We start from the raw sequence: 22,284 nt of genomic DNA, 5'->3' as shown, positions 1-22,284 counted from the left end.
ATGACATCAATTTCGGCAGATAATATTGTAATGCATTATGGCAAGGTCAAAGCTTTAGACGCAGTTTCTCTAAAAGTAGAAAAAGGCGAATTGTTTGGGCTAATTGGTCCTGATGGTGCTGGAAAAACAAGTCTGATAAAGATTCTGGGCACTTTATTATTGGCTAATGGCGGTAAAGCCGAAATAGAAGGTATGGATGTTGTAAAGCAGTACCAAAATATACGGCGACAAATTGGCTATATGCCAGGTAAATTTTCATTATATCAAGATTTGACTGTTGAAGAAAATCTAAATTTCTATGCCTCTATTTTTGGGACTACATTAGAAGAAAACTATGACCTCATCAAAGGTATTTACCAACAAATAGAACCTTTTAAAAAAAGAAGAGCGGGTAAGCTATCTGGCGGAATGAAACAAAAATTAGCACTTTCGTGCGCTTTAATTCACAAGCCTAAAGTCTTGTTTTTAGATGAACCTACCAGAGGTGTAGATCCTGTTTCTAGGCAAGAACTTTGGAATATGCTTCAAAGCTTAAAGAAAGAAAAGATAACCATTTTGGTTTCTACTGCTTACATGGAAGAAGCACTTCTTTGCGACCGAATTTCATTAATGGACCATGGTAAAATATTGGCTACGAACAGCCCAGAAGGACTCATAGCTGATTTTGAAAAACCGTTGTACGCTATACGCTCGGGCAATTCATTTAAAATCATTAAAAAGCTTAAGGCTTATGAGCATGCCAACTCTGTTTATCCCTTTGGAGATTGGGTCCATTATACAGACCAACGTGATACGATTAACACTGCAGAAATAAAATCTTATTTGGAGAATAATGACACTCCCCATATAGAAATAAAACAGATAAAAGCAACCGTGGAAGATTGCTATATGTCACTTACCTCTAAAAATAAAAGTTATGAGCCAGCCTGAAACAGCATTTAGCATTTATGTAGAGAATCTGACCAAAAAATTCGATGATTTTGTGGCGGTAGACAAAATTACTTTCAATGTAAAAAAAGGGGAAATATTCGGTTTTTTGGGGGCTAACGGTGCTGGTAAAACTACAGCAATGCGAATGCTCATTGGTGTTTTAGAACCTACCAGTGGTAAAGGTGAAGTAGCAGGATATGATATTTTTAAAAACTCCAGAAAGCTTAAAAAACATATCGGTTATATGAGTCAAAAATTTTCATTGTATGATGATTTAACAGCAAAAGAAAACATGCGTTTTTTTGGAGGAATCTATGGACTTTCCAATAAAGAAATTAAAAATCGCACTAAAGAGCTACTGACCCATTTTAAAATGGAACATATTGAAGAAGAACGTATAAGCTCATTACCCTTGGGCTGGAAACAAAAATTGGCATTCTGTACTGCTTTAATGCATAAACCAGATGTAGTTTTTTTGGATGAACCTACTAGTGGTGTTGACCCTTCTATAAGAAGACAATTTTGGGAAATGATCTATGAAACAGCAGAAGGCGGTGTAACCGTATTAGTAACTACCCATAATATGGATGAAGCTGAATATTGCCATCGAATATCTATGATGGTAGCTGGACAAATGATTAAAGTGGATACTCCCCAAAATTTAAAAAACGAGTATAAACTAGATACAATGGCAGAAGTATTTCTCCATTTAGCAAAAGGGTATGAAAAGGAACATGCAATTACCTAAAAATGAATTGGTTTAGATCATTGAAGATATAAAAGAACAAAATGAAAAATTTCAAGATATTCAAAGGACTTGTTCGTAAAGAGTTTCTCCATATTTTAAGAGATTGGCGTTCCTTAACAATGCTATTGGGCATACCTATTGTCTTGGTATTACTATTTGGTTCTGTAATGACCATGGAAATTAAAGATGCCAATATTGCTATTGTAGATCATGCCAAAGATCACGATTCAAAAGAACTCATCAATTTAATTAGCACTTCAGAATTTTTCAAGTTGGTAAAATACCTAGATACTTCTGATGAGATTGATGAAGAATTTAAAAAAGGTACCATTCGTATGGCATTTGTTTTTGATAAAGACTTTGGTTATAAACTTCACCATGAGGGTCATGCTCAGATACAATTAATTGCCGATGGTTCTAAAATTTTGACCTCCCCTAGCCTAATCTCTTATGGTAAGATTATAATCAATAAACATATTGCCAGTAAAAATCCGCCTAGCGCCGCCGGTTATTATATTATACCAACGGTGCGTATGATGTATAATAAAAATCTTAATGGTAGGTATATGACGGTACCTGGTATTATGTCAACCGTTATTTTATTGGTGGGCGCACTAATGACCTCACTTTCAATTACAAAAGAAAAAGAATTAGGAACTTTAGAGCTATTATTAAGTACACCTATTAATCGCTTTCTTATAATGTTCGCGAAAATAGTGCCCTACCTAGTCACTTCATTTATAAGCGCCTTATCTATAATTTGGGCGGCAAAATATGTATTTGAAGTACCGGTATCTGGTAGTATGGGACTTTTGATATTGAATACCGTTCTCTACATTCTTACAGCTCTTGCCTTAGGATTATTGATATCAACTTTCGCAAATTCTCAGCTTACAGCTATGATGATTACGATGACCTTATTAATGTTACCTACAGAAGTACTGTCGGGAATGACCTTCCCTACAGACAGTCTGCCATTAGTATTACAATGGATGGGCAAATTATTGCCTTCCACATGGTTCAACATTATAAGTAAAGGCATATTACTTCAAGGTGCTAAAGCAGATAATCTTTTATTTGAGACTACCATACTTGTGATAATGGTAATGGTATTTTATTTCTGGAGTGTCATACGTTTTAAACCCAGACTCCAATAACAATTAACCGTTAAAATACAGACCAATGCGTATCATAAGATTCATTATTGTCAAAGAATTTATTCAGATTTTTAGAAATCCTCTGTTGGTACTCATTATTTTGTCTCAACCTTTTATACAAGTGCTGTTATTAGGCACTGCGGGTGGTGATATTAACTATGCAAGTGTGTATGTTGTAGATGAAGATTTATCGTCTACTTCTAGAGAAATCATTTCTAAAATGGAGGGTTCAGATTTCTTTGATATTCGAGGGGCTTCTTTAACTATGAATGAAGCTTTTAAAGTAATGGAGTATAAGAACATTAATTTGATTGTACATTTTCCTCCAAATTTTGAAAAAAAACTACTTAAAGAACATAGCAGTAAAGTACAATTGGTCACCAATGCCATTGATGCTATTACCGCCAGTCTTACCTATGCTTACTCAAGTGAAATTATAGGTGCAGTAAATAAAGATGTGGCAATAAAATGGGGTTCAAAAAGCACCACCAATAAAGCATCAACCATTAGTATTCCATATTCTTACTGGTATAATAGAGCACTTATTAGTCAATATATAATGGTACCTGCTATGTGCGTTGCCATGGTTGTAATGATCACCATTCTATTATCAGGAATGAATATTGTAAAGGAAAAAGAAATTGGTACAATGGAGCAATTAAATGTAACCCCAATGCGGAAAACTCATTTTATAATGGGGAAAATAATTCCGGTTTGGATTATTAATATTGTACTCTTGGGTATTGGTTTAATTCTAAGTAGAGTTGTATTTCACGTACCTGTAGTAGGTAGCCTTTGGCTAGTATTCTTTTTATCGGGTGTTGTAATGTTTCTACTTTTGGCGGTGGGAGTTTTAATTTCGGTAATATCAAATACGCAACAACAAGCAATGTTTTTTACTTTTTTCATCATAATGATATTTGTGATTTTTGGTGACTTTATAACTCCTATAGATAATATGCCTACATGGGGTAAGGCTATGGCCGAATTAAACCCTCAAGCCTATTATTCTCGTATGATTCACTTGGTAATTACTAAAGGTAGTGGCATAAAAGATATTTTACCTGACCTGTTAAAGGTCTCTGGATTAACCTTTGCTACTTTAGCCCTTTCCCTATACATCTTTAATAAAAAGGATTAAAAATTCGACTGAGTTGACTTTTCACAGGTATCATCAATAGCACATACATAGTTAAGCATAAAGCCGTAAATGCAAACAAAAAGGCTATCGTAACTTACGATAGCCTTTTTGTTTAAACTTAACCTAAGATTTTAGTATTCGTCTTTCTTTAAAGCCGTAAAACCAGAAACAACATCAAAAAGTTCTTCATCAATAGAGCTTTGTCGTAATCTGTGATACGTATGCCCTATCTCTTCTAATAATTCTTCTATATTTTTCTCTGCACGTTGCATAGCATTTAACCTACTTAAATTTTCGCTAGCTAATGATTCTGTACAAGTTTTATAAAGTGTAACAAAAAGATACTCTCGTATTAAACGATGTATAAGTTCACCACCATCCCCTATTACTTCTGGCTGTTTTTGGGTAGGCCATTTTAACTGAGACTTTTCTTGAATCCATTTTTCATCTAACGGAAACAGACGTAATTTCTCTTGTTCATAAGAACCTTCATTAACCAAGTGGTTATGAAAAAGATAATATTCATCTATACTTCCGCTTCCGCGATTTTTTTCTACTTCTACTAGAATTGAACCTATAAGAGAAGTAATGGCATTAATAGAATTTGGAAGATTAAACTCCTTGGTTACCAACATCCCCATATCTTTTAATAATAAAGGAACCCTAACGCCAACGGTCCAAATTTCTAATGTACCCTCATGAGTAGATAAAGAATCTTGAACATATTGCGAAAGCGCATCATTAAACTGCCCAACAAACCCTTGATCTGATCCAAAAACAATTGCGCAAATAGATTTTTCACTTTTATTAGTATTGGCGATTCTGCTATTCTGCTGATTATCTAATCTAACATGTTTTAAATAGGCTACTAAACCTAAAGAAACATTATTCCAATAATCACCTAAAGACTCCATTGCCATTTCATATTGACCAATATTGGCAGCAGCCATTGCCTTCATAGTACGTACTATAGAATTCAGATCTTTGGCTCCGGTAATTTGTCTTGTTAAGCTTTCTAACGAATCCATAGTTACATATTTATGTGATTACAATGCTTATTGAAATTCTTTGAGTGCAGCCGCTGTAGTCTTTAAAACAAGTTCTATAGCTGCATCATCTAAACCTCTATCGGTATACAAAGATTTATGAATAGTATCTGGTAAAGTGGCTATACTTTTAATAACCGCCTTTTCAGCTTTACTCATGTTTTCTATTGTTATGTCATCAAAGAATCCGTTTGTTAATGCTAAAAGAACACCTATTTGTTCTGCAACAGATAAAGGTTGAAGTTCATTCTGCTTTAAAATTTCACGAATACGCTTACCATGCTCAATAACCTTTTTTGTTTCCTCATCTAAATGAGAACCAAAACGGGCAAAGGTTTCTAATTCTTCGAACTGTGAAAATCCAAGTTTCAAAACACCTGCTATAGATTGATAAGCCGATAATTGCGCTTTACCACCAACACGAGAAACAGATTTACCCACCTCAACAGCAGGTAAAATACCAAGTTCAAATTGTTTGGGCGATAAATAAATTTGACCGTCAGTAATTGAAATTAAATTAGTGGGAATATATGCCGACATGTTCTGCGCTTCAGTCTCTATTATAGGTAGAGCAGTTAATGACCCGCCGCCGAGCTCTTCACTTAAATGAGTAGAACGTTCTAATAATCTAGAATGTATATAAAATATATCTCCGGGGAATGCCTCTCTTCCTGGTGGTCTTTTTAATAAAAGGGATAGTTCTCTATATGCTCTAGCATGGTTTGTTAAATCATCATATACAATGAGCACATCATTACCCATTTCCATAAAATATTCAGCAATACTAGTTGCTGCATAAGGAGCTATATATTGTAACCCAGGACTATTATTACCTTCTGTAACCATAACAACGGTATATGCCATTGCCCCATTTTCTTTTAAATCTGCAACTACCTTTGCAACCGCAGAAGCTCGTTGCCCTATGGCACAATAGACACAGATAACATCTTTATCTTTTTGATTAACGATAGTATCTATTGCAATAGCAGTTTTACCTGTTTGTCTATCCCCTAAAATTAATTCTCGTTGTCCCCTACCTATGGGTATGAGTGCATCTATAACCTTAATACCGGTTTGCAGCGGCATGCTTACACCAGAACGATCCATAATTGGAGTAGCATTTCGTTCTATGGGCAATCTTTTATCATAAGCAATAGCCCCTTTTTCGTCCATTGGTCCTCCTAAAGGACCTATTACCCTACCTATAAGGGATTTACCCACAGGAACATCCATAACCCGATTGGTACGTTCTACAAGGTCACCCGCATTTAAATCTGAATCTTCACCTAAAAGAATAGCACCAATTTCCTCTTCTTCAATACTAAAAGCAATACCATATAAATTACCAGGAAATTTCAATAACTCCTCATACCCAACATTGGGTAAACCTGATACTTTGACCACACCAGCTGAAACACTGGTAACCCGACCCACTTCTTTTGGGGCTAATTTAAACTCATGATCGGTTCTATTTTTAGCAAGCTCATTGAACGTATCATCTAATAAGCTTTTGTAGTCCGTTACACCCATATTATATAATTTTATTTGGTCGCTACTTCAACATCTTCTGCAAACGACCCTAAATATTCTGCAACGCTCCAAGACAATTTGTACCCATTTGTTAAAATTTCAATACCGTTAATAAGCTCTGGTTGTATTTTAAATTCAAAAGTACTATCGGTTTTCAGCAAGCTACCTATCGCTTTTTTTACGAGAGCTCGTTGTTCCCCAGATAAAGCAAAGGCACTTTGAACCAGTATAGCTTTACCACCTTTTAAAGCTTCTGAAAATTTTGTTTTTTCATCAGCTTTTAGGCCATTTAATCGTTTTAAAAAAACAGCAACAGTCTGATCTTCTAAGCTAACGGATGAAAGGTCTTTCAATGTTTTTCTTGCAATGTCAAGAACTTCACCTTTTAATCTTTTAGTCACGTTGTCATTTTTAATAGCTTGATCCTCGGTAAATGCTTTTTCTAAACTATTTTTAAGCTTGTTAGCTTCATCTCTAGCAGTAGCTTTTAATCTATCTGCTTCTGCTTTAGCTTCATCAGCTGCCTTTTGCATTAATACATCTTTCTCTTTATTGAAAATTTCGTTTTTATGGTTAAATTCATCTTTAGCTTGATCTGCTTCTTTCTTTTGAGATTCAGCAGCTAAAAGTTGTTTCTTAATATTCGATTCCCGTTCATCTATTGCAGATAAAATAGGTCGATAAAGAAATTTTTTCAATAACCACATCAACACCACAAAATTGATGATTTGAGCTATTACAGTAAACCAGTCGATTTTCATATTTGTAGTATTATGCGATGAAATGGTTCCAGAACGGATTGGCAAAAATTAAAATCATTGAAATCACAAAACAATAGATTGCCAAAGATTCTAACATAGCCAAACCCACAAACAACGTACGGGTTACAGTCTGACTTGCATCTGGTTGCTGCGCCATAGAACTTAAGGCGGTAGAAATAGATTTACCTTGACCTAGAGCCGGTATCATACAGCCAATTCCTGTGGTTAAGCCGGCAGTAATGATTGATACCATTGCTATTATTGTAGTATTATCCATAGTATTAAATTTTATAGTTTTTATTTTAAATTTTGAATTGAAATTGCCTTCTTATTAAGTTTCTGCTACTATTAATTTTTTAGCCTTATTCTTTCGCCGTGACTTCTTCTTGTCTGATTCTTCGGTTGCCGCAGCGATATAAACTGTTGCTAAAATGCTAAAGATATACGCCTGTATAATTCCTGTAATTAATCCTAATACGGTCATTAACACCGGAAAAAACAATGGGGCAATACTTAAGAGAATAGTGACAATCAAACCACCACTCATAATATTACCAAAGAGACGAACAGCCAATGCCAACGTTCGTGATATTTCACTAATGATATTAAAGGGTAGCATGATGAATGTTGGCTCTATAAATGTTTTCAAATATTGTATAACACCATTCTCTGCTATACCAAAAATGGGTGTTGCAAGAAAAACACATAACGCCAAAGCTGCAGTTGTAGATAGCGAGCTTGTAGGCGGTTCATAACCAGGGAAAATGATACACAAATTGGCAAAAGCAATAAAAATGAACAAAGTGCCTATAAAACCAAGGAATTTCTCTGATTTCTTTAAACCCACTTCTTTTATCTGTTGGTTCATACCCGTTACAAGCATTTCTAAAATGCATTGCCATCGTGATATTTTTAAACCTGTTTGTAGTTTTCTGGTTATTAGAACAGCTGTAAGAACCAACACCAGCATCAATACCCAAGTGGTTACCAATGTTAGATTGATGGTTATAAAACCATTCTGCCAAAATATTGTTTCGTCTGGACTAAGTTCCATCTTACTCTTGTTTGTCTATTGTTATAGGTTTCATCTCTTTTATTTTGGTCATACGAACAACAACAAACCGAGCTATTATAAAGCCTAAGAGACAAATCAGCATATACTTTAAACTATGCTGACCCATATAATAAAAGCCCAATAGCGTAATGCCTACTCGTATAAACAAACTCCCTATATACCAAAGTACAGGATTTTTTGAATCAAGCATTTTCTTTGAAGTAAACCAAAGTCCTCCAAAAAATAGGAGTCCTAGGCACGAGCCACCTAACAGTACCAATAAAGTCATAAGTAAATCATTCATTCTTTTTATTTTTATGTTCGTGCATTGATTTATTTTCTTTGTCTATCCATTGCCAAGCAAGTGCGCAACCAACAAATAAACCGCCTATTAATAAGGTTAGCGTCCAGGAAAAAGTCTGCGGATAATCTTTATCTAACCAAACCCCTAATACGGCTCCAAATACGGTTGGTACTGCAACAGACCAACCCACCATACCAAAAGTTCCAAATCCTCTCCATTCACTTCTTTTCTCTTCATTTCTGGCATATAACATTTGCCGTTCTTTATTATCTACCTCATCTAAAAAACTGCTCTTTTTATTATCGCTAGTCTTATTCATTATTGACGAAGTTTTTTAATACCATGAATAAATTCACTTTCTAATTTGGCAACAGCCTTTCGCATATCTCTTTCCTCTTCATCTAAATTCACAAATTGGTTCGCTACCGCGTTTCTAAGTTGACCTAGGTCTGCCCCGGCTATAGCATTTCTTACAGATACCTCCACATAACCGTCTCGCTTTGTTAAAATACCTTCATCTAATGCTACAAAGTGTTCTTGTCCATTTTTTGTTTCATAGGTTAAAATACCAGGTACCAAAGCAGCTACACAATCTAACCTTTGCTGTAAAAACCCATAAGAACCAGCGTTGGTATCTACTACAATGCGCTGCACATCTGAGATTTTCAGAAATATCTTAAACGGAAGTAGAATATGTAGCTCCATTATTTTTGGTTTTAAGTCTATGCTTTTGCAGTTTCTTTTTTATCAGCATCGGTGATATTTTCTTCTTTCTTCTGTTCTTTTTTGGCTTTTTCTATTGCCTCTTCAATAGTACCGATCATATAGAAAGCAGACTCTGGTAAATCTTTAAACTCATCGTTGAGAATACGCTCACACCCGTCAAGGGCATCTTCTAATTTGACACCTTTTCCTTTAAGTCCACTAAACTGTTCTGTTGTAAAAAAGGGTTGTGTAAAAAAGCGTTCTAAGCGTCTAGCCCTATTAACCGTTGCACGATCTTTTACAGAAAGTTGTTCTAAACCAAGCATGGCTATAATATCTTTTAGCTCTTCGTATTGCGCTAGTGTTTGTTTTATTTGTTGTAAAAGGTGGTAATGACGCTCACCTATAACACCCGGTGTTGCCATTTTAGAGCTAGACTGTAATAAATCTATAGCAGGAAAAAGTCCTTCTCCAGCCCTCTTTCTTGATAATGTAATAGAGGCTGAAAGATGAGAAAAGGTATGTACAGCAGCAGGATCAGTTAAATCATCTGCTGGAACATAAACCGCCTGTATACTAGTAATAGCACCTGTAGTGGTATTCGCTATACGTTCTTCAAATTTTGAAAGTTCGGTACCCAATGTTGGTTGGTAACCTAGTCTTGATGGCATTTGCCCCATAAGACCAGAAACCTCCATACCCGCTTGAATAAACCGAAATACATTATCTACAAGTAAAAGAACATCGCGGTGCTCTTCGTCCCTAAAATATTCTGCCATGGTTAAAGCAGCGTGCCCTACACGAAAACGTGCTCCGGGTGGTTCGTTCATTTGTCCGAACATCATCACCATATCTTTCAATACATCGGCTTTTTTCATATCGTGATACAACTCATGTCCTTCACGGCAACGTTCACCAATACCACAAAACATACTTATACCTTGGTGATAGCCTACCATATTATGAATCATCTCTGTAAGCAGAACTGTTTTACCAACACCTGCTCCACCAAACAAACCTGCGTTACCACCATGTTGTAAGGGTACCATTACATCAATAGCCTTTATTCCTGTTTCAAAAATTTCTGATTTTGTAGATCGTTTTGATAACGGCGGCGGTAATTGGTGTACGCTATTTCGTTTCATTTCTGGCAACGCATCTCCATGATCTATGGCATTACCAAAAACATCGAACATGCGCCCCATTATTTCCTTTCCAACAGGTACGGTCAACTGTCCTCCATTTGTCTGTGCCTGCATACCTCTTGCCAAACCTTGTGTTGGGGTCAATGCTATACCTCTAATTCTATTATCATCTAATTGAGATAGTACCTCAATAGCTATAGCATTATCTGGACCTGTATGGATTAATGTATTAATAGATGGTAAATTTTCATCAAACCAAATATCTACTACACTACCACGTACAGCAACTACTCTACCCAAGTTTAAATCGCTCTCATCAAGTTTTAAGGTCGTTGCCATAGTATTCTGTTCTTGTAAATAAAGTAGTAAAGGTATTTCTACATCAACCGATTGTAAATGACCTAGGTCAGTACTCTTTTTTTTTACGTATGACTCAGGTCATTTGCATTACTAATGAAACAGTTGAAATTCGTAATCAGAAATCTTGGTCTATAGACCTTATAAATCTTTAGCGATGAAAAATTACATACGTCATTTTAACGAAATCAATATTAACGATGTACCAACTGTAGGAGGAAAAAATGCCTCTTTAGGAGAAATGTTTCAAAAGCTGACATCTAAAGGAGTACAAGTACCTGATGGGTTTGCTACTACCGCAGAAGCATATTGGCATTTTTTACAAGAAGTGCATATTAAAGATGAGATTTTTGGTCTTTTAGAAAATTTGAATACTAAAGATTTCTCTAATCTTAAGGAAATTGGAGAAAGTGTAAGAAATGCAATTCTAGCAACAGAAATCCCTCAAGACATCCAAGATTCTATAAATGAAGGATATGATTTTTTAGCCAATAAATATAAAGGTGATATTTCTTTAGCAGTAAGAAGTAGTGCCACTGCAGAAGATTTACCAAGTGCAAGTTTTGCTGGTCAGCAAGACACGTATTTAAACGTAAAAGGGAAAAAAGATCTAATAGATGCCTGTAAAAGATGTTACGCATCTTTATTCACCAATAGAGCTATAAAATATAGAGAGGATAATGGTTTTGATCATACCAAAGTAGCATTATCTATTGGTATACAAATGATGGTACGTTCAGATCTAGCTGCATCTGGTGTCAATTTCACCTTAGATCCAGATACCGGTTTTGACCAAGTTGTAATGGTTTCAAGTATCTACGGACTAGGTGAAAATATTGTTCAAGGCAGTATTAACCCCGATGATTATTTTGTTTACAAGCCTAGCCTAAAAAACGGCATAGAACAACCTATTATTTCTAGACGTTTGGGTAGTAAGGAAAAAACCATGGTCTATGATAAAACGGGCAGTGGAATTATAAATCTTGACACTCCGGTAGAGAAACAAGAACAATATGTACTTACAGATGACGAGGTTGTTAAACTTGCAAAATGGGCGATGATCATTGAAGATCATTACCAACACCCTATGGATATAGAATGGGCAAAAGATGGAATTACCAATGAACTCTTTATTGTTCAAGCTAGACCAGAAACCGTTCAAAGTAATAAGAAAGACAAACTAAAAATTAAAACGTACACCTTACGCAACAAGAGTAAAGAAATTACTCAAGGTATGGGTCTGGGCAACAAAATAGCATCTGGCAAAGCACGCATATTACACAGTCCAAAAGAATCTGACAAGCTACAAGAAGGCGAAATACTGGTTACGGAACGTACCAACCCAGATTGGGATCCAATTCTAAAAAAAGCAGCAGGTATCATTACTAATCAAGGCGGTAGAACTAGCCACGCGGCAATCGTTGCTCGTGAAGTAGGCGCTGCTGCTATTGTTGGCAGTAACAATGCAACAGAGGTTATAAAAGATGGGCAAGAAATTACCATATCATGTGCTGAAGGCGATACAGGTATAGTGTATGATGGTCTTTTAGATTGGGATGAAAAAGTAATTGACCTTTCTACTTTAGGAAAACCAAAAACACAACCAATGCTTATTCTGGCAGATCCAGATCAGGCATTTAAATTCTCTTTCTATCCTTCTGCAGGAGTTGGGTTAATGCGTATGGAATTTGTCATTAATAATTCTATTCAAATTCACCCAATGGCTTTAAAACATTTTGATTCTTTAAAAGATCAGGCTGTAAAAGATAAAATTCAGAAGCTAACACACCACTACCCGGACAAGGCAGATTATTTTGTACACAAACTTGCGGAAGGTATTGGTACTATTGCAGCTGCTTTTTACCCTAAAGATGTTATTGTTCGTACCAGTGATTTTAAAACGAATGAATATGCAAACCTTATAGGTGGTACAGAGTTTGAACCTGTAGAATCAAACCCAATGCTCGGTTTTAGAGGAGCTTCTAGATATTACAATCCAAAATACCAAGATGCCTTTGCCTTAGAATGTAAAGCGTTGAAAAGGGTAAGAGAAACCATGGGATTCACCAATGTAAAAATTATGATTCCGTTTTGCCGTACGTTAAAAGAAGCTGACAAAGTAGTTGGTGTTTTAGAAGAAAATGGCTTAAAAAGAGGCGAAAACGGACTTCAACTTTATATGATGACCGAAATCCCTAACAACATTATACTAGCAGAACAATTTGCAAAATACTTTGATGGCTTTTCAATTGGCTCAAATGATTTAACCCAATTGACTTTAGGTGTAGATAGAGATTCTGAATTGTTGAGCGATATTTTTGATATTAATGATCCAGGGGTAAAACAAATGATTGCCATGGTGATTAAATCCGCAAATAAAACAAATACTAAAATTGGACTTTGCGGTCAGGCACCAAGTGATTATCCGGAATTTGCTCAATTTCTTGTTGAGACTGGGATCAACTCTATATCCTTTAATCCAGATGCGTTGATTTCAGGTATCAAAAACATAAACAAAGCAGAAGAAAATATAGTTGAATACGGCATGGCCGAAAGCAGCAATTAATGCCACTTTAGAATTTAAAAATGAAAATAGCAATATTCAACGTTCATAATTGGGAGAAAGATTATTTACAAAGTGCTAATCAAGATAAGCATGAACTTAAAATGTTTGATACTTATCTAACTTTAGATACTGTAGATTTGGCTAAAGAGTGTGATGCCATTTGTATTTTTACCGAAGACAATGCTTCTGCTCCTATTTTAAATAGGTTACATGAACTTGGTGTTAAGTACGTAGCCTTGCGTACTGCAGGTTTTAATAATGTTGATGTGCCACATGCACAGAAATTGGGTATTCGTATAGCACGAGTACCCGAATATTCTCCCTATGCAATTGCTGAATTTACGGTAGGTGTCATGCTTGCGCTTAACCGAAAATTAGTAAGAACCCATTACCGAATCATGGAAATGAATTTTTCATTGAACGGTCTGGTAGGTTTTGACATGAACGGTAAAACAGTAGGTATCATTGGTACAGGTAAAATTGGGAGCGTAGTAGCAAAGATTTTACATGGCTTTGGCTGTAAACTATTGCTATATGACATTTTTGAGAACAATTCCCTAGTTGAAAATTACGAGGCTACTTATACAGATTTAGATTCCTTAGTTGAACAATCTGATATCATCACCTTACATGCACCTCTAAATAAAAACACACATCATCTTATCAATGCCAATAGCATTTCTAAAATGAAAAAAGGAGTGATGTTAATCAATGCAGGTCGTGGAGGTTTACTCAATACCCAAGATGTTATAAACGGTTTAAAAAGTGGACAAGTAGGATACTTTGGTATGGATGTTTATGAGGAAGAAAAAGGACTCTACTTTGAAGACCACTCGGAAGATATTCTTCAAGACGATGCCATAGCGCGGTTAATGACACTTAGAAATGTATTGATAAGTAGTCACCAAGCATTTTTGACAGAAACTGCACTCCAAAACATATCAAGAATCACCTTTGAAAATCTTGAATGTATGGAAAAAGGTGATGCTTGTAAAAATGAAATTAAAATAGCTTAACATGGGTAGATTAGTATTGGTAAGACACGGTAAAAGTTTATGGAACGTAAAAAATGTTTTTACTGGATGGACAGATATTGACTTGGCACCAGAAGGAAAAGAAGAAGCTAAAATAGCCGGAGAACTTATTAAATCTAATCTTATAGACATTGATATTTGTTTCTCCTCCTATCTAAAAAGAGCGATACGAACTGCTTTGATCTTATTGGAAACTGCAGAAATGATGCATGTAGACTGCAAGTATAGCTGGAAGCTGAACGAAAGACATTATGGAGATTGGCAGGGAAAAAATAAGGACGACGTATTAAAAGAGGTAGGAGAAGATTTTTTTCTAAGTGTACGAAGAGGTTATGATACCCCACCACCTAGCCTACCTGCATTTGACAAAAGAAGTCCTGAATATGATTCTAATTACAAGGCTTTAGATTCGTCTATTTTACCATTGGCAGAATCATTGAAAGACACTTCAAAAAGAGTCATCAACTATTTTTTTGAAGCGATTGCACCAGAATTAGCTCAAGGTAAAACCGTATTAATTGCTGCTCATGGTAACTCTTTACGAGCATTAATTGAGTTTTTAGAACATATTTCAACAGAAGATATAGCCAAGTTAGAAGTCGCAACAGGTATACCCCATTTGTATGAGTTTGATGAAAAGTTAAATGTAATAGATCACTATAAATTAAAATAGTAGATATGGCCCGTATAATAACACTAACCGTAAGTCCTGCAATAGATAAAAATACCACAGTAGCAGGAATAAGACCTAATTCCAAATTACGCTGTACCGAGCCTACTTTTGACGCAGGTGGTGGCGGAATAAATGTATCTAGAGCTATTCAAAACCTAGGCGGCTCATCACTCTGCAGTTACTTTGCAGGCGGACCAAATGGGGCATTCTTAAAACACCTATTAGATGAAAAAAACATAGAACAATCTATCATTGAAATAGAGGGTTTTACCCGTGAAAATTTAGCAGTTACGGATACAAGCACTAATCAACAATTTAGATTTGGAATGCCAGGTCCTTCCATTAAAAAGGTAGAATGGCAGAACGCACTAAAACAACTTGAATTACAGCTCGAAAAAGATGATTACCTGGTCGCAAGCGGCAAGTTACCGCCTAATGTACCTGATGACTTTTATATAAAAGTAAGTCATATCGCAGAAATTAAAGGAGCTAAATTTATTCTTGATACTTCTGGCGAACCTTTATTGAAAGCTGCCAATTCTAAAGTTTATATGCTTAAGCCAAACTTAGCAGAACTTGGTATGCTTTGTAACGAACCCTCTATTACAGACTTAAAATTAAAATCATTGGCAAAAGCGTTTTTGGAGAATCATGATTGTGAAATTCTTGTTGTTTCACTCGGTCCAAAAGGTGCCTTACTTGCCACTAAAGATGAAATGGCACAAATACCTGCTCCTGTAGTTCACCAAAAAAGTACCATTGGTGCAGGTGACAGTATGGTTGCAGGAATGGTTATGAGTCTTATTTGGGAAAAATCTTTTAGTGACATGGTCAGATATGGTGTAGCATGCGGAACCGCAGCTACAATGCACCATGGTACACAGCTATGTTTTAAAAAAGATGTGGACAAATTGTATGATTGGATTAAAAACCAAAAATCTATCTAAGGAACAAATTAAAATACGCGTAATGGAACTTGAAAAATATTTAAAAGAAGAAACCTTCTACTTACTGGATCATGAATGTACTACAATCCCTAAAAAAAATATTCACCTACCAGGTCCAGATTTTGTGGATAGGATAATGGCATCTACAGATAGATCTAATAGAGTATTAGGCAGTTTACAGCAACTATTTAATCATGGTAGACTAGCTGGTACTGGGCATCTTTCCCTATTACCGGTAGATCAAGGTGTAGAACATTCTGCAGGTGCTAGCTTTGCGCCAAATCCTGCATATTTTGATCCAGAAAATATTGTGAAACTTGCCATAGAAGGTGGTTGTAATGCAGTTGCTTCTACATTAGGGGTATTAGGTGCCGTTTCAAGAAAATATGCCCACAAAATACCCTTTCTAGTTAAACTGAACCATAACGAGCTACTTACCTACCCTAATACTTTTGACCAAATCTATTTTGCCCAAGTAGAACAAGCTTGGAATATGGGTGCTGTAGCTGTAGGTGCCACTATCTATTTTGGCTCTCCAGAATCTGATAGACAAATTCAAGAAACTACTAAAGCTTTTAGACGGGCGCATGAGTTAGGTATGGCTACTGTACTTTGGTGCTACCTTCGTAATGATGCGTTTAAAACAGACAAAGACTACGCTGTAAGTGCAGATTTAACGGGACAAGCAAACCATCTTGGTGTTACCATTGAGGCAGATATCATAAAACAGAAACAGCCAAGTAATAATGGTGGTTTTCTGGCTTTAGATAATTTCGGAAAAACAAGTGATCTTGTATATAGCAAGCTCACTACAAACCACCCAATAGATTTAACTAGGTACCAAGTTGCAAATTGTTATATGGGGCGCGCCGGACTTATTAATTCTGGTGGAGCTTCAGGAGAAGATGACTTCGCCGCTGCGGCACGTACAGCCGTAATTAATAAAAGAGCTGGTGGAATGGGATTAATTTCTGGTAGAAAAGCATTTCAAAGATCTATGAAAGATGGTGTACAATTACTACATCTTATACAAGATATTTATTTAGACCCAGAAATTACAATCGCCTAATTACATAATATGAAAACGACAGAAAGACTTTCTATACCTATAGGTCAAACATCTTTAATACCATTAGCAGTAGCTAATAAATATAAAATAAGCACAAAAAATAGTTTTGTACTAGCTGGTGACATTGGAGGAACAAAAACCAACCTTGCACTTTTTGAATATAATGATGGGCAACTATTTCAAATAAAGCAAAACTCATATAAAACCAAAGATTATACTTCGTTATTAGAAATCATCAAAGAATTCGAAATAACTGAAATGAACAAAATCGACAGTATTTGTTTTGGCGTTGCAGGTCCTATTACAAAGGGTAAAGTTCATGGCACTAATTTTCCTTGGGACATAGATACTGAAGAACTCATTAAAGCGCTTAACCTTAACTCTATTTATTTAATCAATGATATGGAAGCAAATGCGTATGGTCTCGCTGCGCTAGATGAAAAAGATTTAGACCCTTTAAAGTATGGTTCACAAATAGAAGGCAATGCAGTGATTATTTCTCCTGGTACCGGTTTGGGAGAAGCAGGCTTATATTGGGACGGCAAAGCGTATCATCCATTTGCTACCGAAGGGGGACATTGTGATTTTAGCCCTAGATATGATTTTGACCTTGAGATATGGAAATACTTTCAACAAAAATATGGTCATGTCAGTTGGGAACGTCTATTGTCAGGACAGGGTATTAGAGATATCTACCAGCTTATACGAAATGTAAGCGGTGTCAAAGAAACCGATGATTTTATAGCTAAAATGGCTAAAGAAGATCCTGCCGCAGTTATTACCAAAACTGCATTGGCCGGGACTGATCCCGTCTGTGTGGAAACACTAGAGTTATTTATTCGATTTTTAGCCATAGAAACATCTCAACTTGCCTTAAAGTTTAAAGCAACAGGCGGTATCTATATTGGAGGTGGAATTATGCCAAAAATAATTAAGGGGATGAATCGGGAAGTATTTACCGATAATTTCATGCAATCCGGTAGACTGAATTCTCTTTTAGAAATGGTACCGGTAAATGTTATTTTAAACGAAAATACAGCATTATTAGGGGCTGCTTATTTTGCTACAATGTCAATAGTATAAAACTTAAAACTACTTTAGGCTTTTCATCCTAAAGTAGTTTTAAATTACCGTTTTTATAATTTAAAATTTATCGGCATTTACATCAAACTCAATGACTTTAAAAAGTTGTCTTCTATTGTTTTTCGTATTTGCAATAAATTGAACAATATCTTTTTCAAGCTCTTTATGTGCGCTTCTAAACGATTTAATTTCTTGATGTTCACTATCATCTATAACCTCAGCTAAGTATGCCAAATGCTTCTTAATCCTTTGTAAGAGCTCATTACAATCTCTTGTATCTTTTAGAATACTTTCCCCTACCCTAGTTATATTATCTAAATTATCTTTAACAGTTGTCCAGGTAAAATATTTATCTTCAAGATGTCGTAAAAATTTAAGATCATCTTTATAAAATAACAGTTCAGATTGCCAGTGCTCTGTTAAAATATATAGTTCTTCTAAACTTCCAATATCTATAAAATCTCCCTTAGGTCTACTTCTTAAATATTCCATTTAGTTTATTAATTAAAACCTTTATTTATATATTACTATTCCAATTTATTCTAAAACTAGTAATGGTATTTTAGAACTTAAAATGAGTTTTTGGGTAAGTTCAGCATCAGATGAGTTACCACTTTCAGAATGATTTCTAGGAAGTATGGTTACAAGATCAATCTCATTTTTTATAGCGTAAGTATAAATACCCTCTAAAATATCATCGTTTTTTATGAATGCGCGTTCTTGATAAAATGTTTCTAGATAATACTCAATGGCGCTTTCGTTTTTTTCTTCCTCTTTACTATAACCATATAAAATAGGCTCATTCTCAACGGTCAGTACATTAACTTTAGCATTACATTTACGGGCTATCATTAGAAGAGCCCCTAGCCTTTTAGTATCATCAATTTCCTCTTTACCAATCACTAAGGCAATATTTGCTAGACTGTATTCATTAAAATTTTTAGGGACTACTAAAACGGGACAATTACATGCTAAAACAAGTTTAGCCGTATTGGTGTGCTGATTATCACCTAATTTATTATCACCAGCAGTTCCCATAATAATTAAATCTATTTTGTCTTTTTTCTTAATTTCCAATAAAGTGTCAACAAGTTTGCCCTCCTGTATTTCCCATTCAATTTTATGCTGAAGAAGATGAGCATACTTCTCCTCTAAGTTCTTAAAATTTTCCGGGGACAACTGTAGATTACAATTTCCAGAAACGTACGCCAATACAATTCTTACGTGGTCTAGTCTACCAACGAAACTTACAGCATAATCAAGAGCATTTCTTGAGGCTTTCGTAAAATCGAATGGAATCATTATAGTTGAAATTTTGTCCATGATTTAATAATTTAGAGATGACTTTTGTAAGTCAATTAATTAAAAATAGATTCTGTTGTTTAAATTAATAAAGGGCATTTATTGAACCATTGATCATATTACTCAAGTATAAACCCAAATACCCAATATGCTTAATGCTCCAGTTTAGGTTTAACGATCTTCCATTTATTGGATTCATCTTTGACTTTTAATAAATCTGAAGAGATTATCTGTGCATGTAATTCAGGTAATTCATATAGCTTTTTTGACATAATGATATTTTGTCTTTCTTGAATAGGCCACAGTAGTTCGCCTTTTTCATTGACCACGATCTCGGTAAAGGCATAATCGTAAATATTCAATTGAAAAGAATTTTTACCACGCAACGCTTTACTCTCATAAATACCAACAGCATAACCATTATTGAACTGGCTAACATTTAAAAATTCAGCAGCCACAACTACTTTACCTGTTTTATCTATAAAACCATATCTAGCAATACCATCATCTTGCATTCTTTTTATAGAACAGAGTCCGTTAACGAATTGAGGAAATCCTATTCCCTCAATACCAATATTCATAGTATTAGGAGTCTTATTCCAAACTAAATCATCCCTGAACGCTATAACCAACTTACCTTCTTCATTTATAAAACCCCATTGGTTTCCCTTTTTAACAGCAGCTAAACCTTCATTAAAAGGTGCTACTTCATCTAGATTACCTACTAAAGGTTTATTGAGTTCTTCAAGAGATTGTGCAAAACCCAATAAGGGTATTAATAACAACAAAGCAATATTTATTATGTGTTTCATGATTTATGATTTAATGTTCATTCAAAACTATGTACATCAAATAAATACTGAAATGACTTGGGTCAGTTGGGTTACTTTGATAAATTAAATCTCCAGAACAGGAGTGTAAAAACTGTAGAATGACAGGCAAAAGAGCACTTTGTCATTTTTATTCATTTTAAGACTACTGACCTAGGTCATCTATAAGCCTAAAGATTTAGAATAATTTTGACTGAGTTTAATTTTAAAATATTGAATCATGATAAAAGACCATTCTAAACATTATAATGATCTAGTTCATTTAATTGGGGAACTAGGTGAAAAAATACCTGAAACCATAGGTGGTTTCAATAGCCTGCATAAGGCTAGTACTGCAGAAGGTGTGCTATCATCAAAAACAAAAGAGCTCATTGCCTTAGGTATTGCCATAACTGTTCGTTGCGATGGTTGTATTGCATTTCACGTACATGATGCAATAAAAGCTGGTGCTAGTTCTGAAGAAATAGTGGAAACTATTGGTGTTGCCGTAATGATGGGTGGTGGACCAGCTCTTATGTATGGCTGTGAAGCACTTGAGGCATTAAACCAATTTATAGTATTAGAAGACTAATTAAAATATCTTATTATGAAAGCAACAATTAACAATTCAGATTTACATTTTGAACACAAACAATGGGAGTCTGAGCTAGCCTTTTGGAAGGATGAACTAAAAACTTTCAATGACAGATTAGGTGAACTGGCAGCTCGTTGGACAGATAAAGATGTACTAAAGCAACTTGAACATTATCAAAACGAATTTATTTTACATGGTAATGTAATAGAGGATCTACAAGAGAGTATTGAAAAACACGAATTAAATATTGCAAATCATGAATCTTCATTAGATATAACAATGACGAACACGCACATGGATGTTCGAAATAAAATGGAAGCCGAAAGACAAATTTATATTGATCTTAAAAAAGAGTTCTTTAAGTTTTTATCAAAATATATGTAAAACAACATAGTAAGGGTTGTGTTCAGCAATCTTAACTAAAAAGGTTTGAAAAAAGCACGTTATTAGTTTCTATTCTAGAAATTAATAGCGTGCTTTTTAAATTGAATTAATAGATCAATTTCATGCTATACAATCCTGCTCAGATATATTTTAATAGTAGACTTTTTACTTAAAAAAACACTACACTCATTGCCATAGCAAAGTTTAGCAATCCAAAATTAAATAGCTTTTTTTCTTGCACCTGACCTAGGTCAGGCTATGCTACAACGTCTTACAATACATTTGAATATTGATTGAAACTCTAAGAGTTTAGATGAATAGAAATAAAAATCGTAAAACGAGAATTATGAACACAATATTAGATTCAGCTCAAAAGGCTATAAAAAACTGGTGGATATCCATTTTAATAGGAATTCTATATGTTGGTATTGGGGTGTGGGTTATGCAAACCCCTTTAGAAAGCTATATATCGCTAAGTATCATATTCAGTATGTTCATTCTTGTATCTGGTATTTTCCAAATTGCTTTTTCCATTTCCAATAAAAGTGAAATGAAAGATTGGGGCTGGTATTTATCAGGAGGTGTTTTAGATTTATTAATTGGCATATTGCTCTTGACCCACCCAATGATGACCATGGCTATTTTGCCACTTTATATAGGGTTTTGGTTACTCTTTCAAAGTACATTATCTATAGGGCTCTCTTTTCAATTAAAATCTTTTGGAATCCTAGGTTGGGGTTGGTTATTATTTTGGAGCATTATCACCCTTTTATTTTCATTCCTACTATTGTTCAATCCAATTTTCGCGGGCTTAAGCATTGTATACATGACTGCCTTCGCATTAATTACTGCAGGGGTTTTCAGAATCTTTCTAGGAATCAATCTTAAGAAAATAGGTAAAAATCTATAAGACACTTTCACTAAAACATCAAAATCAATTCATT

At 35.0% G+C, this 22,284-nt stretch carries 25 protein-coding genes; 13 read left to right on the top strand and 12 right to left on the bottom strand.

Features of this window, described 5'->3' with window-relative positions; all coding sequences use genetic code 11:
* From UH1x_RS15285 to UH1x_RS15270, 4 genes are read left to right on the top strand one after another with little or no spacing between them, the layout of a single operon-like run.
* Positions 1 to 930 carry an ABC transporter ATP-binding protein gene (locus UH1x_RS15285; RefSeq protein ID WP_482622756.1) on the top strand — a complete coding sequence of 310 codons (930 nt, stop codon included), beginning with the start codon at positions 1 to 3 and terminating at the stop codon, positions 928 to 930.
* Positions 917 to 1,678 (top strand): ABC transporter ATP-binding protein, encoded by a 762-nt coding sequence (locus tag UH1x_RS15280; RefSeq protein WP_482622754.1) that lies wholly within the window; start codon positions 917 to 919, stop codon positions 1,676 to 1,678. The genes UH1x_RS15285 and UH1x_RS15280 overlap by 14 nt, the downstream gene beginning before the upstream one ends.
* A gap of 41 nt (positions 1,679 to 1,719) precedes the next feature.
* Positions 1,720 to 2,835 carry an ABC transporter permease gene (locus tag UH1x_RS15275; RefSeq protein WP_482622752.1) on the top strand — a complete coding sequence of 372 codons (1,116 nt, stop codon included), beginning with the start codon at positions 1,720 to 1,722 and terminating at the stop codon, positions 2,833 to 2,835.
* A 25-nt stretch (positions 2,836 to 2,860) separates the two neighbouring features.
* On the top strand, positions 2,861 to 3,976 hold the full coding sequence (locus UH1x_RS15270; protein WP_482622750.1) for an ABC transporter permease: 1,116 nt from the start codon (positions 2,861 to 2,863) through the stop codon (positions 3,974 to 3,976).
* A 131-nt stretch (positions 3,977 to 4,107) separates the two neighbouring features.
* Here the strand turns inward: UH1x_RS15270 and UH1x_RS15265 are convergent, their stop codons facing one another.
* The 9 genes from UH1x_RS15265 to atpD are packed head-to-tail and all read right to left on the bottom strand — an operon-like array spanning position 4,108 to position 10,860.
* The gene (locus UH1x_RS15265; protein WP_482622749.1) at positions 4,108 to 5,004 is read right to left on the bottom strand and encodes a F0F1 ATP synthase subunit gamma; all 897 of its coding nucleotides are present in this window, start codon (positions 5,002 to 5,004) and stop codon (positions 4,108 to 4,110) included.
* A 27-nt stretch (positions 5,005 to 5,031) separates the two neighbouring features.
* On the bottom strand, positions 5,032 to 6,552 hold the full coding sequence (locus tag UH1x_RS15260) for an alternate F1F0 ATPase, F1 subunit alpha (protein ID WP_482622747.1): 1,521 nt from the start codon (positions 6,550 to 6,552) through the stop codon (positions 5,032 to 5,034).
* An 11-nt stretch (positions 6,553 to 6,563) separates the two neighbouring features.
* A complete protein-coding gene (locus UH1x_RS15255) occupies positions 6,564 to 7,313 on the bottom strand; it encodes a F0F1 ATP synthase subunit B family protein (protein WP_482622745.1) in 750 nt (249 codons plus the stop codon).
* Positions 7,314 to 7,323: 10 nt separating this feature from the next.
* Complete coding sequence (locus UH1x_RS15250) at positions 7,324 to 7,590, bottom strand: F0F1 ATP synthase subunit C (RefSeq protein WP_165748493.1); 267 nt, start codon at positions 7,588 to 7,590, stop codon at positions 7,324 to 7,326.
* A 54-nt stretch (positions 7,591 to 7,644) separates the two neighbouring features.
* Complete coding sequence (locus tag UH1x_RS15245) at positions 7,645 to 8,367, bottom strand: F0F1 ATP synthase subunit A (protein WP_482622744.1); 723 nt, start codon at positions 8,365 to 8,367, stop codon at positions 7,645 to 7,647.
* Position 8,368: 1 nt separating this feature from the next.
* Complete coding sequence (locus tag UH1x_RS15240) at positions 8,369 to 8,671, bottom strand: N-ATPase subunit AtpR (protein WP_482622742.1); 303 nt, start codon at positions 8,669 to 8,671, stop codon at positions 8,369 to 8,371.
* A complete protein-coding gene (locus UH1x_RS15235; protein ID WP_482622741.1) occupies positions 8,664 to 8,990 on the bottom strand; it encodes an AtpZ/AtpI family protein in 327 nt (108 codons plus the stop codon). The genes UH1x_RS15240 and UH1x_RS15235 overlap by 8 nt, the downstream gene beginning before the upstream one ends.
* On the bottom strand, positions 8,990 to 9,376 hold the full coding sequence (locus tag UH1x_RS15230) for a F0F1 ATP synthase subunit epsilon (protein ID WP_482622740.1): 387 nt from the start codon (positions 9,374 to 9,376) through the stop codon (positions 8,990 to 8,992). The genes UH1x_RS15235 and UH1x_RS15230 overlap by 1 nt, the downstream gene beginning before the upstream one ends.
* 17 nt (positions 9,377 to 9,393) lie before the next feature.
* Positions 9,394 to 10,860 carry a F0F1 ATP synthase subunit beta gene (gene atpD, locus UH1x_RS15225; protein WP_482622738.1) on the bottom strand — a complete coding sequence of 489 codons (1,467 nt, stop codon included), beginning with the start codon at positions 10,858 to 10,860 and terminating at the stop codon, positions 9,394 to 9,396.
* 175 nt (positions 10,861 to 11,035) lie between these two features.
* Between atpD and ppsA the strand changes: the two genes are divergently transcribed.
* Genes ppsA through glk form a run of 6 tightly spaced genes read left to right on the top strand, consistent with a single transcriptional unit; the run spans position 11,036 to position 18,250 of the window.
* Positions 11,036 to 13,444 carry a phosphoenolpyruvate synthase gene (gene ppsA / locus UH1x_RS15220; RefSeq protein WP_482622736.1) on the top strand — a complete coding sequence of 803 codons (2,409 nt, stop codon included), beginning with the start codon at positions 11,036 to 11,038 and terminating at the stop codon, positions 13,442 to 13,444.
* A gap of 20 nt (positions 13,445 to 13,464) precedes the next feature.
* On the top strand, positions 13,465 to 14,460 hold the full coding sequence (locus tag UH1x_RS15215; RefSeq protein WP_482622735.1) for a 2-hydroxyacid dehydrogenase: 996 nt from the start codon (positions 13,465 to 13,467) through the stop codon (positions 14,458 to 14,460).
* A 1-nt stretch (position 14,461) separates the two neighbouring features.
* Entirely contained in the window at positions 14,462 to 15,151 is a 690-nt protein-coding gene (locus UH1x_RS15210; protein ID WP_405398232.1) for a 2,3-bisphosphoglycerate-dependent phosphoglycerate mutase, read from the top strand.
* A 5-nt stretch (positions 15,152 to 15,156) separates the two neighbouring features.
* The gene (locus tag UH1x_RS15205; protein WP_482622733.1) at positions 15,157 to 16,098 is read left to right on the top strand and encodes a 1-phosphofructokinase family hexose kinase; all 942 of its coding nucleotides are present in this window, start codon (positions 15,157 to 15,159) and stop codon (positions 16,096 to 16,098) included.
* A 22-nt stretch (positions 16,099 to 16,120) separates the two neighbouring features.
* The gene (locus tag UH1x_RS15200) at positions 16,121 to 17,167 is read left to right on the top strand and encodes a class I fructose-bisphosphate aldolase (RefSeq protein WP_482622731.1); all 1,047 of its coding nucleotides are present in this window, start codon (positions 16,121 to 16,123) and stop codon (positions 17,165 to 17,167) included.
* Positions 17,168 to 17,176: 9 nt separating this feature from the next.
* On the top strand, positions 17,177 to 18,250 hold the full coding sequence (gene glk, locus UH1x_RS15195) for a glucokinase (protein WP_482622730.1): 1,074 nt from the start codon (positions 17,177 to 17,179) through the stop codon (positions 18,248 to 18,250).
* 60 nt (positions 18,251 to 18,310) lie between these two features.
* Here glk and UH1x_RS15190 read toward each other — a convergent pair whose 3' ends face one another.
* From UH1x_RS15190 to UH1x_RS15180, 3 genes are all read right to left on the bottom strand, one after another.
* Positions 18,311 to 18,742, bottom strand: coding sequence for a hypothetical protein (locus tag UH1x_RS15190; protein ID WP_482622729.1), 432 nt, complete (start codon positions 18,740 to 18,742; stop codon positions 18,311 to 18,313).
* Positions 18,743 to 18,787: 45 nt separating this feature from the next.
* Positions 18,788 to 19,573 (bottom strand): universal stress protein, encoded by a 786-nt coding sequence (locus UH1x_RS15185; RefSeq protein ID WP_482622728.1) that lies wholly within the window; start codon positions 19,571 to 19,573, stop codon positions 18,788 to 18,790.
* A 131-nt stretch (positions 19,574 to 19,704) separates the two neighbouring features.
* Positions 19,705 to 20,364, bottom strand: coding sequence for a WG repeat-containing protein (locus UH1x_RS15180; RefSeq protein ID WP_482622726.1), 660 nt, complete (start codon positions 20,362 to 20,364; stop codon positions 19,705 to 19,707).
* Positions 20,365 to 20,602: 238 nt separating this feature from the next.
* On the opposite strand from UH1x_RS15180, the gene UH1x_RS15175 reads away from it, so the two are divergent.
* The 3 genes from UH1x_RS15175 to UH1x_RS15165 all read left to right on the top strand — a co-directional run bounded on the left by UH1x_RS15175 (position 20,603) and on the right by UH1x_RS15165 (position 22,250).
* Complete coding sequence (locus tag UH1x_RS15175; protein ID WP_405398241.1) at positions 20,603 to 20,953, top strand: carboxymuconolactone decarboxylase family protein; 351 nt, start codon at positions 20,603 to 20,605, stop codon at positions 20,951 to 20,953.
* Positions 20,954 to 20,968: 15 nt separating this feature from the next.
* Positions 20,969 to 21,340, top strand: a complete 372-nt coding sequence (locus UH1x_RS15170; RefSeq protein WP_482622724.1) for a hypothetical protein — start codon at positions 20,969 to 20,971, stop codon at positions 21,338 to 21,340.
* A 346-nt stretch (positions 21,341 to 21,686) separates the two neighbouring features.
* Complete coding sequence (locus UH1x_RS15165; protein ID WP_482622723.1) at positions 21,687 to 22,250, top strand: HdeD family acid-resistance protein; 564 nt, start codon at positions 21,687 to 21,689, stop codon at positions 22,248 to 22,250.
* The last annotated feature ends 34 nt before the right edge of the window (positions 22,251 to 22,284 follow it).

The organism is Maribacter sp. UH1, assembly GCF_056839145.1.
Note: the sequence above shows the minus strand (reverse complement) of the source record. Positions and strands in the feature narration are given on the sequence as shown.

What these genes read in the sequence shown, in the direction of transcription:
- UH1x_RS15285 (WP_482622756.1), top strand. Translation starts at nt 1, where the DNA reads ATGACATCAATTTCGGCAGATAATATTGTAATGCATTATGGCAAGGTC.
- UH1x_RS15280 (WP_482622754.1), top strand. Translation starts at nt 917, where the DNA reads ATGAGCCAGCCTGAAACAGCATTTAGCATTTATGTAGAGAATCTGACC.
- UH1x_RS15275 (WP_482622752.1), top strand. Translation starts at nt 1,720, where the DNA reads ATGAAAAATTTCAAGATATTCAAAGGACTTGTTCGTAAAGAGTTTCTC.
- UH1x_RS15270 (WP_482622750.1), top strand. Translation starts at nt 2,861, where the DNA reads ATGCGTATCATAAGATTCATTATTGTCAAAGAATTTATTCAGATTTTT.
- UH1x_RS15265 (WP_482622749.1), bottom strand. Translation starts at nt 5,004, where the DNA reads ATGGATTCGTTAGAAAGCTTAACAAGACAAATTACCGGAGCCAAAGAT.
- UH1x_RS15260 (WP_482622747.1), bottom strand. Translation starts at nt 6,552, where the DNA reads ATGGGTGTAACGGACTACAAAAGCTTATTAGATGATACGTTCAATGAG.
- UH1x_RS15255 (WP_482622745.1), bottom strand. Translation starts at nt 7,313, where the DNA reads ATGAAAATCGACTGGTTTACTGTAATAGCTCAAATCATCAATTTTGTG.
- UH1x_RS15250 (WP_165748493.1), bottom strand. Translation starts at nt 7,590, where the DNA reads ATGGATAATACTACAATAATAGCAATGGTATCAATCATTACTGCCGGC.
- UH1x_RS15245 (WP_482622744.1), bottom strand. Translation starts at nt 8,367, where the DNA reads ATGGAACTTAGTCCAGACGAAACAATATTTTGGCAGAATGGTTTTATA.
- UH1x_RS15240 (WP_482622742.1), bottom strand. Translation starts at nt 8,671, where the DNA reads ATGAATGATTTACTTATGACTTTATTGGTACTGTTAGGTGGCTCGTGC.
- UH1x_RS15235 (WP_482622741.1), bottom strand. Translation starts at nt 8,990, where the DNA reads ATGAATAAGACTAGCGATAATAAAAAGAGCAGTTTTTTAGATGAGGTA.
- UH1x_RS15230 (WP_482622740.1), bottom strand. Translation starts at nt 9,376, where the DNA reads ATGGAGCTACATATTCTACTTCCGTTTAAGATATTTCTGAAAATCTCA.
- atpD (WP_482622738.1), bottom strand. Translation starts at nt 10,860, where the DNA reads ATGGCAACGACCTTAAAACTTGATGAGAGCGATTTAAACTTGGGTAGA.
- ppsA (WP_482622736.1), top strand. Translation starts at nt 11,036, where the DNA reads ATGAAAAATTACATACGTCATTTTAACGAAATCAATATTAACGATGTA.
- UH1x_RS15215 (WP_482622735.1), top strand. Translation starts at nt 13,465, where the DNA reads ATGAAAATAGCAATATTCAACGTTCATAATTGGGAGAAAGATTATTTA.
- UH1x_RS15210 (WP_405398232.1), top strand. Translation starts at nt 14,462, where the DNA reads ATGGGTAGATTAGTATTGGTAAGACACGGTAAAAGTTTATGGAACGTA.
- UH1x_RS15205 (WP_482622733.1), top strand. Translation starts at nt 15,157, where the DNA reads ATGGCCCGTATAATAACACTAACCGTAAGTCCTGCAATAGATAAAAAT.
- UH1x_RS15200 (WP_482622731.1), top strand. Translation starts at nt 16,121, where the DNA reads ATGGAACTTGAAAAATATTTAAAAGAAGAAACCTTCTACTTACTGGAT.
- glk (WP_482622730.1), top strand. Translation starts at nt 17,177, where the DNA reads ATGAAAACGACAGAAAGACTTTCTATACCTATAGGTCAAACATCTTTA.
- UH1x_RS15190 (WP_482622729.1), bottom strand. Translation starts at nt 18,742, where the DNA reads ATGGAATATTTAAGAAGTAGACCTAAGGGAGATTTTATAGATATTGGA.
- UH1x_RS15185 (WP_482622728.1), bottom strand. Translation starts at nt 19,573, where the DNA reads ATGGACAAAATTTCAACTATAATGATTCCATTCGATTTTACGAAAGCC.
- UH1x_RS15180 (WP_482622726.1), bottom strand. Translation starts at nt 20,364, where the DNA reads ATGAAACACATAATAAATATTGCTTTGTTGTTATTAATACCCTTATTG.
- UH1x_RS15175 (WP_405398241.1), top strand. Translation starts at nt 20,603, where the DNA reads ATGATAAAAGACCATTCTAAACATTATAATGATCTAGTTCATTTAATT.
- UH1x_RS15170 (WP_482622724.1), top strand. Translation starts at nt 20,969, where the DNA reads ATGAAAGCAACAATTAACAATTCAGATTTACATTTTGAACACAAACAA.
- UH1x_RS15165 (WP_482622723.1), top strand. Translation starts at nt 21,687, where the DNA reads ATGAACACAATATTAGATTCAGCTCAAAAGGCTATAAAAAACTGGTGG.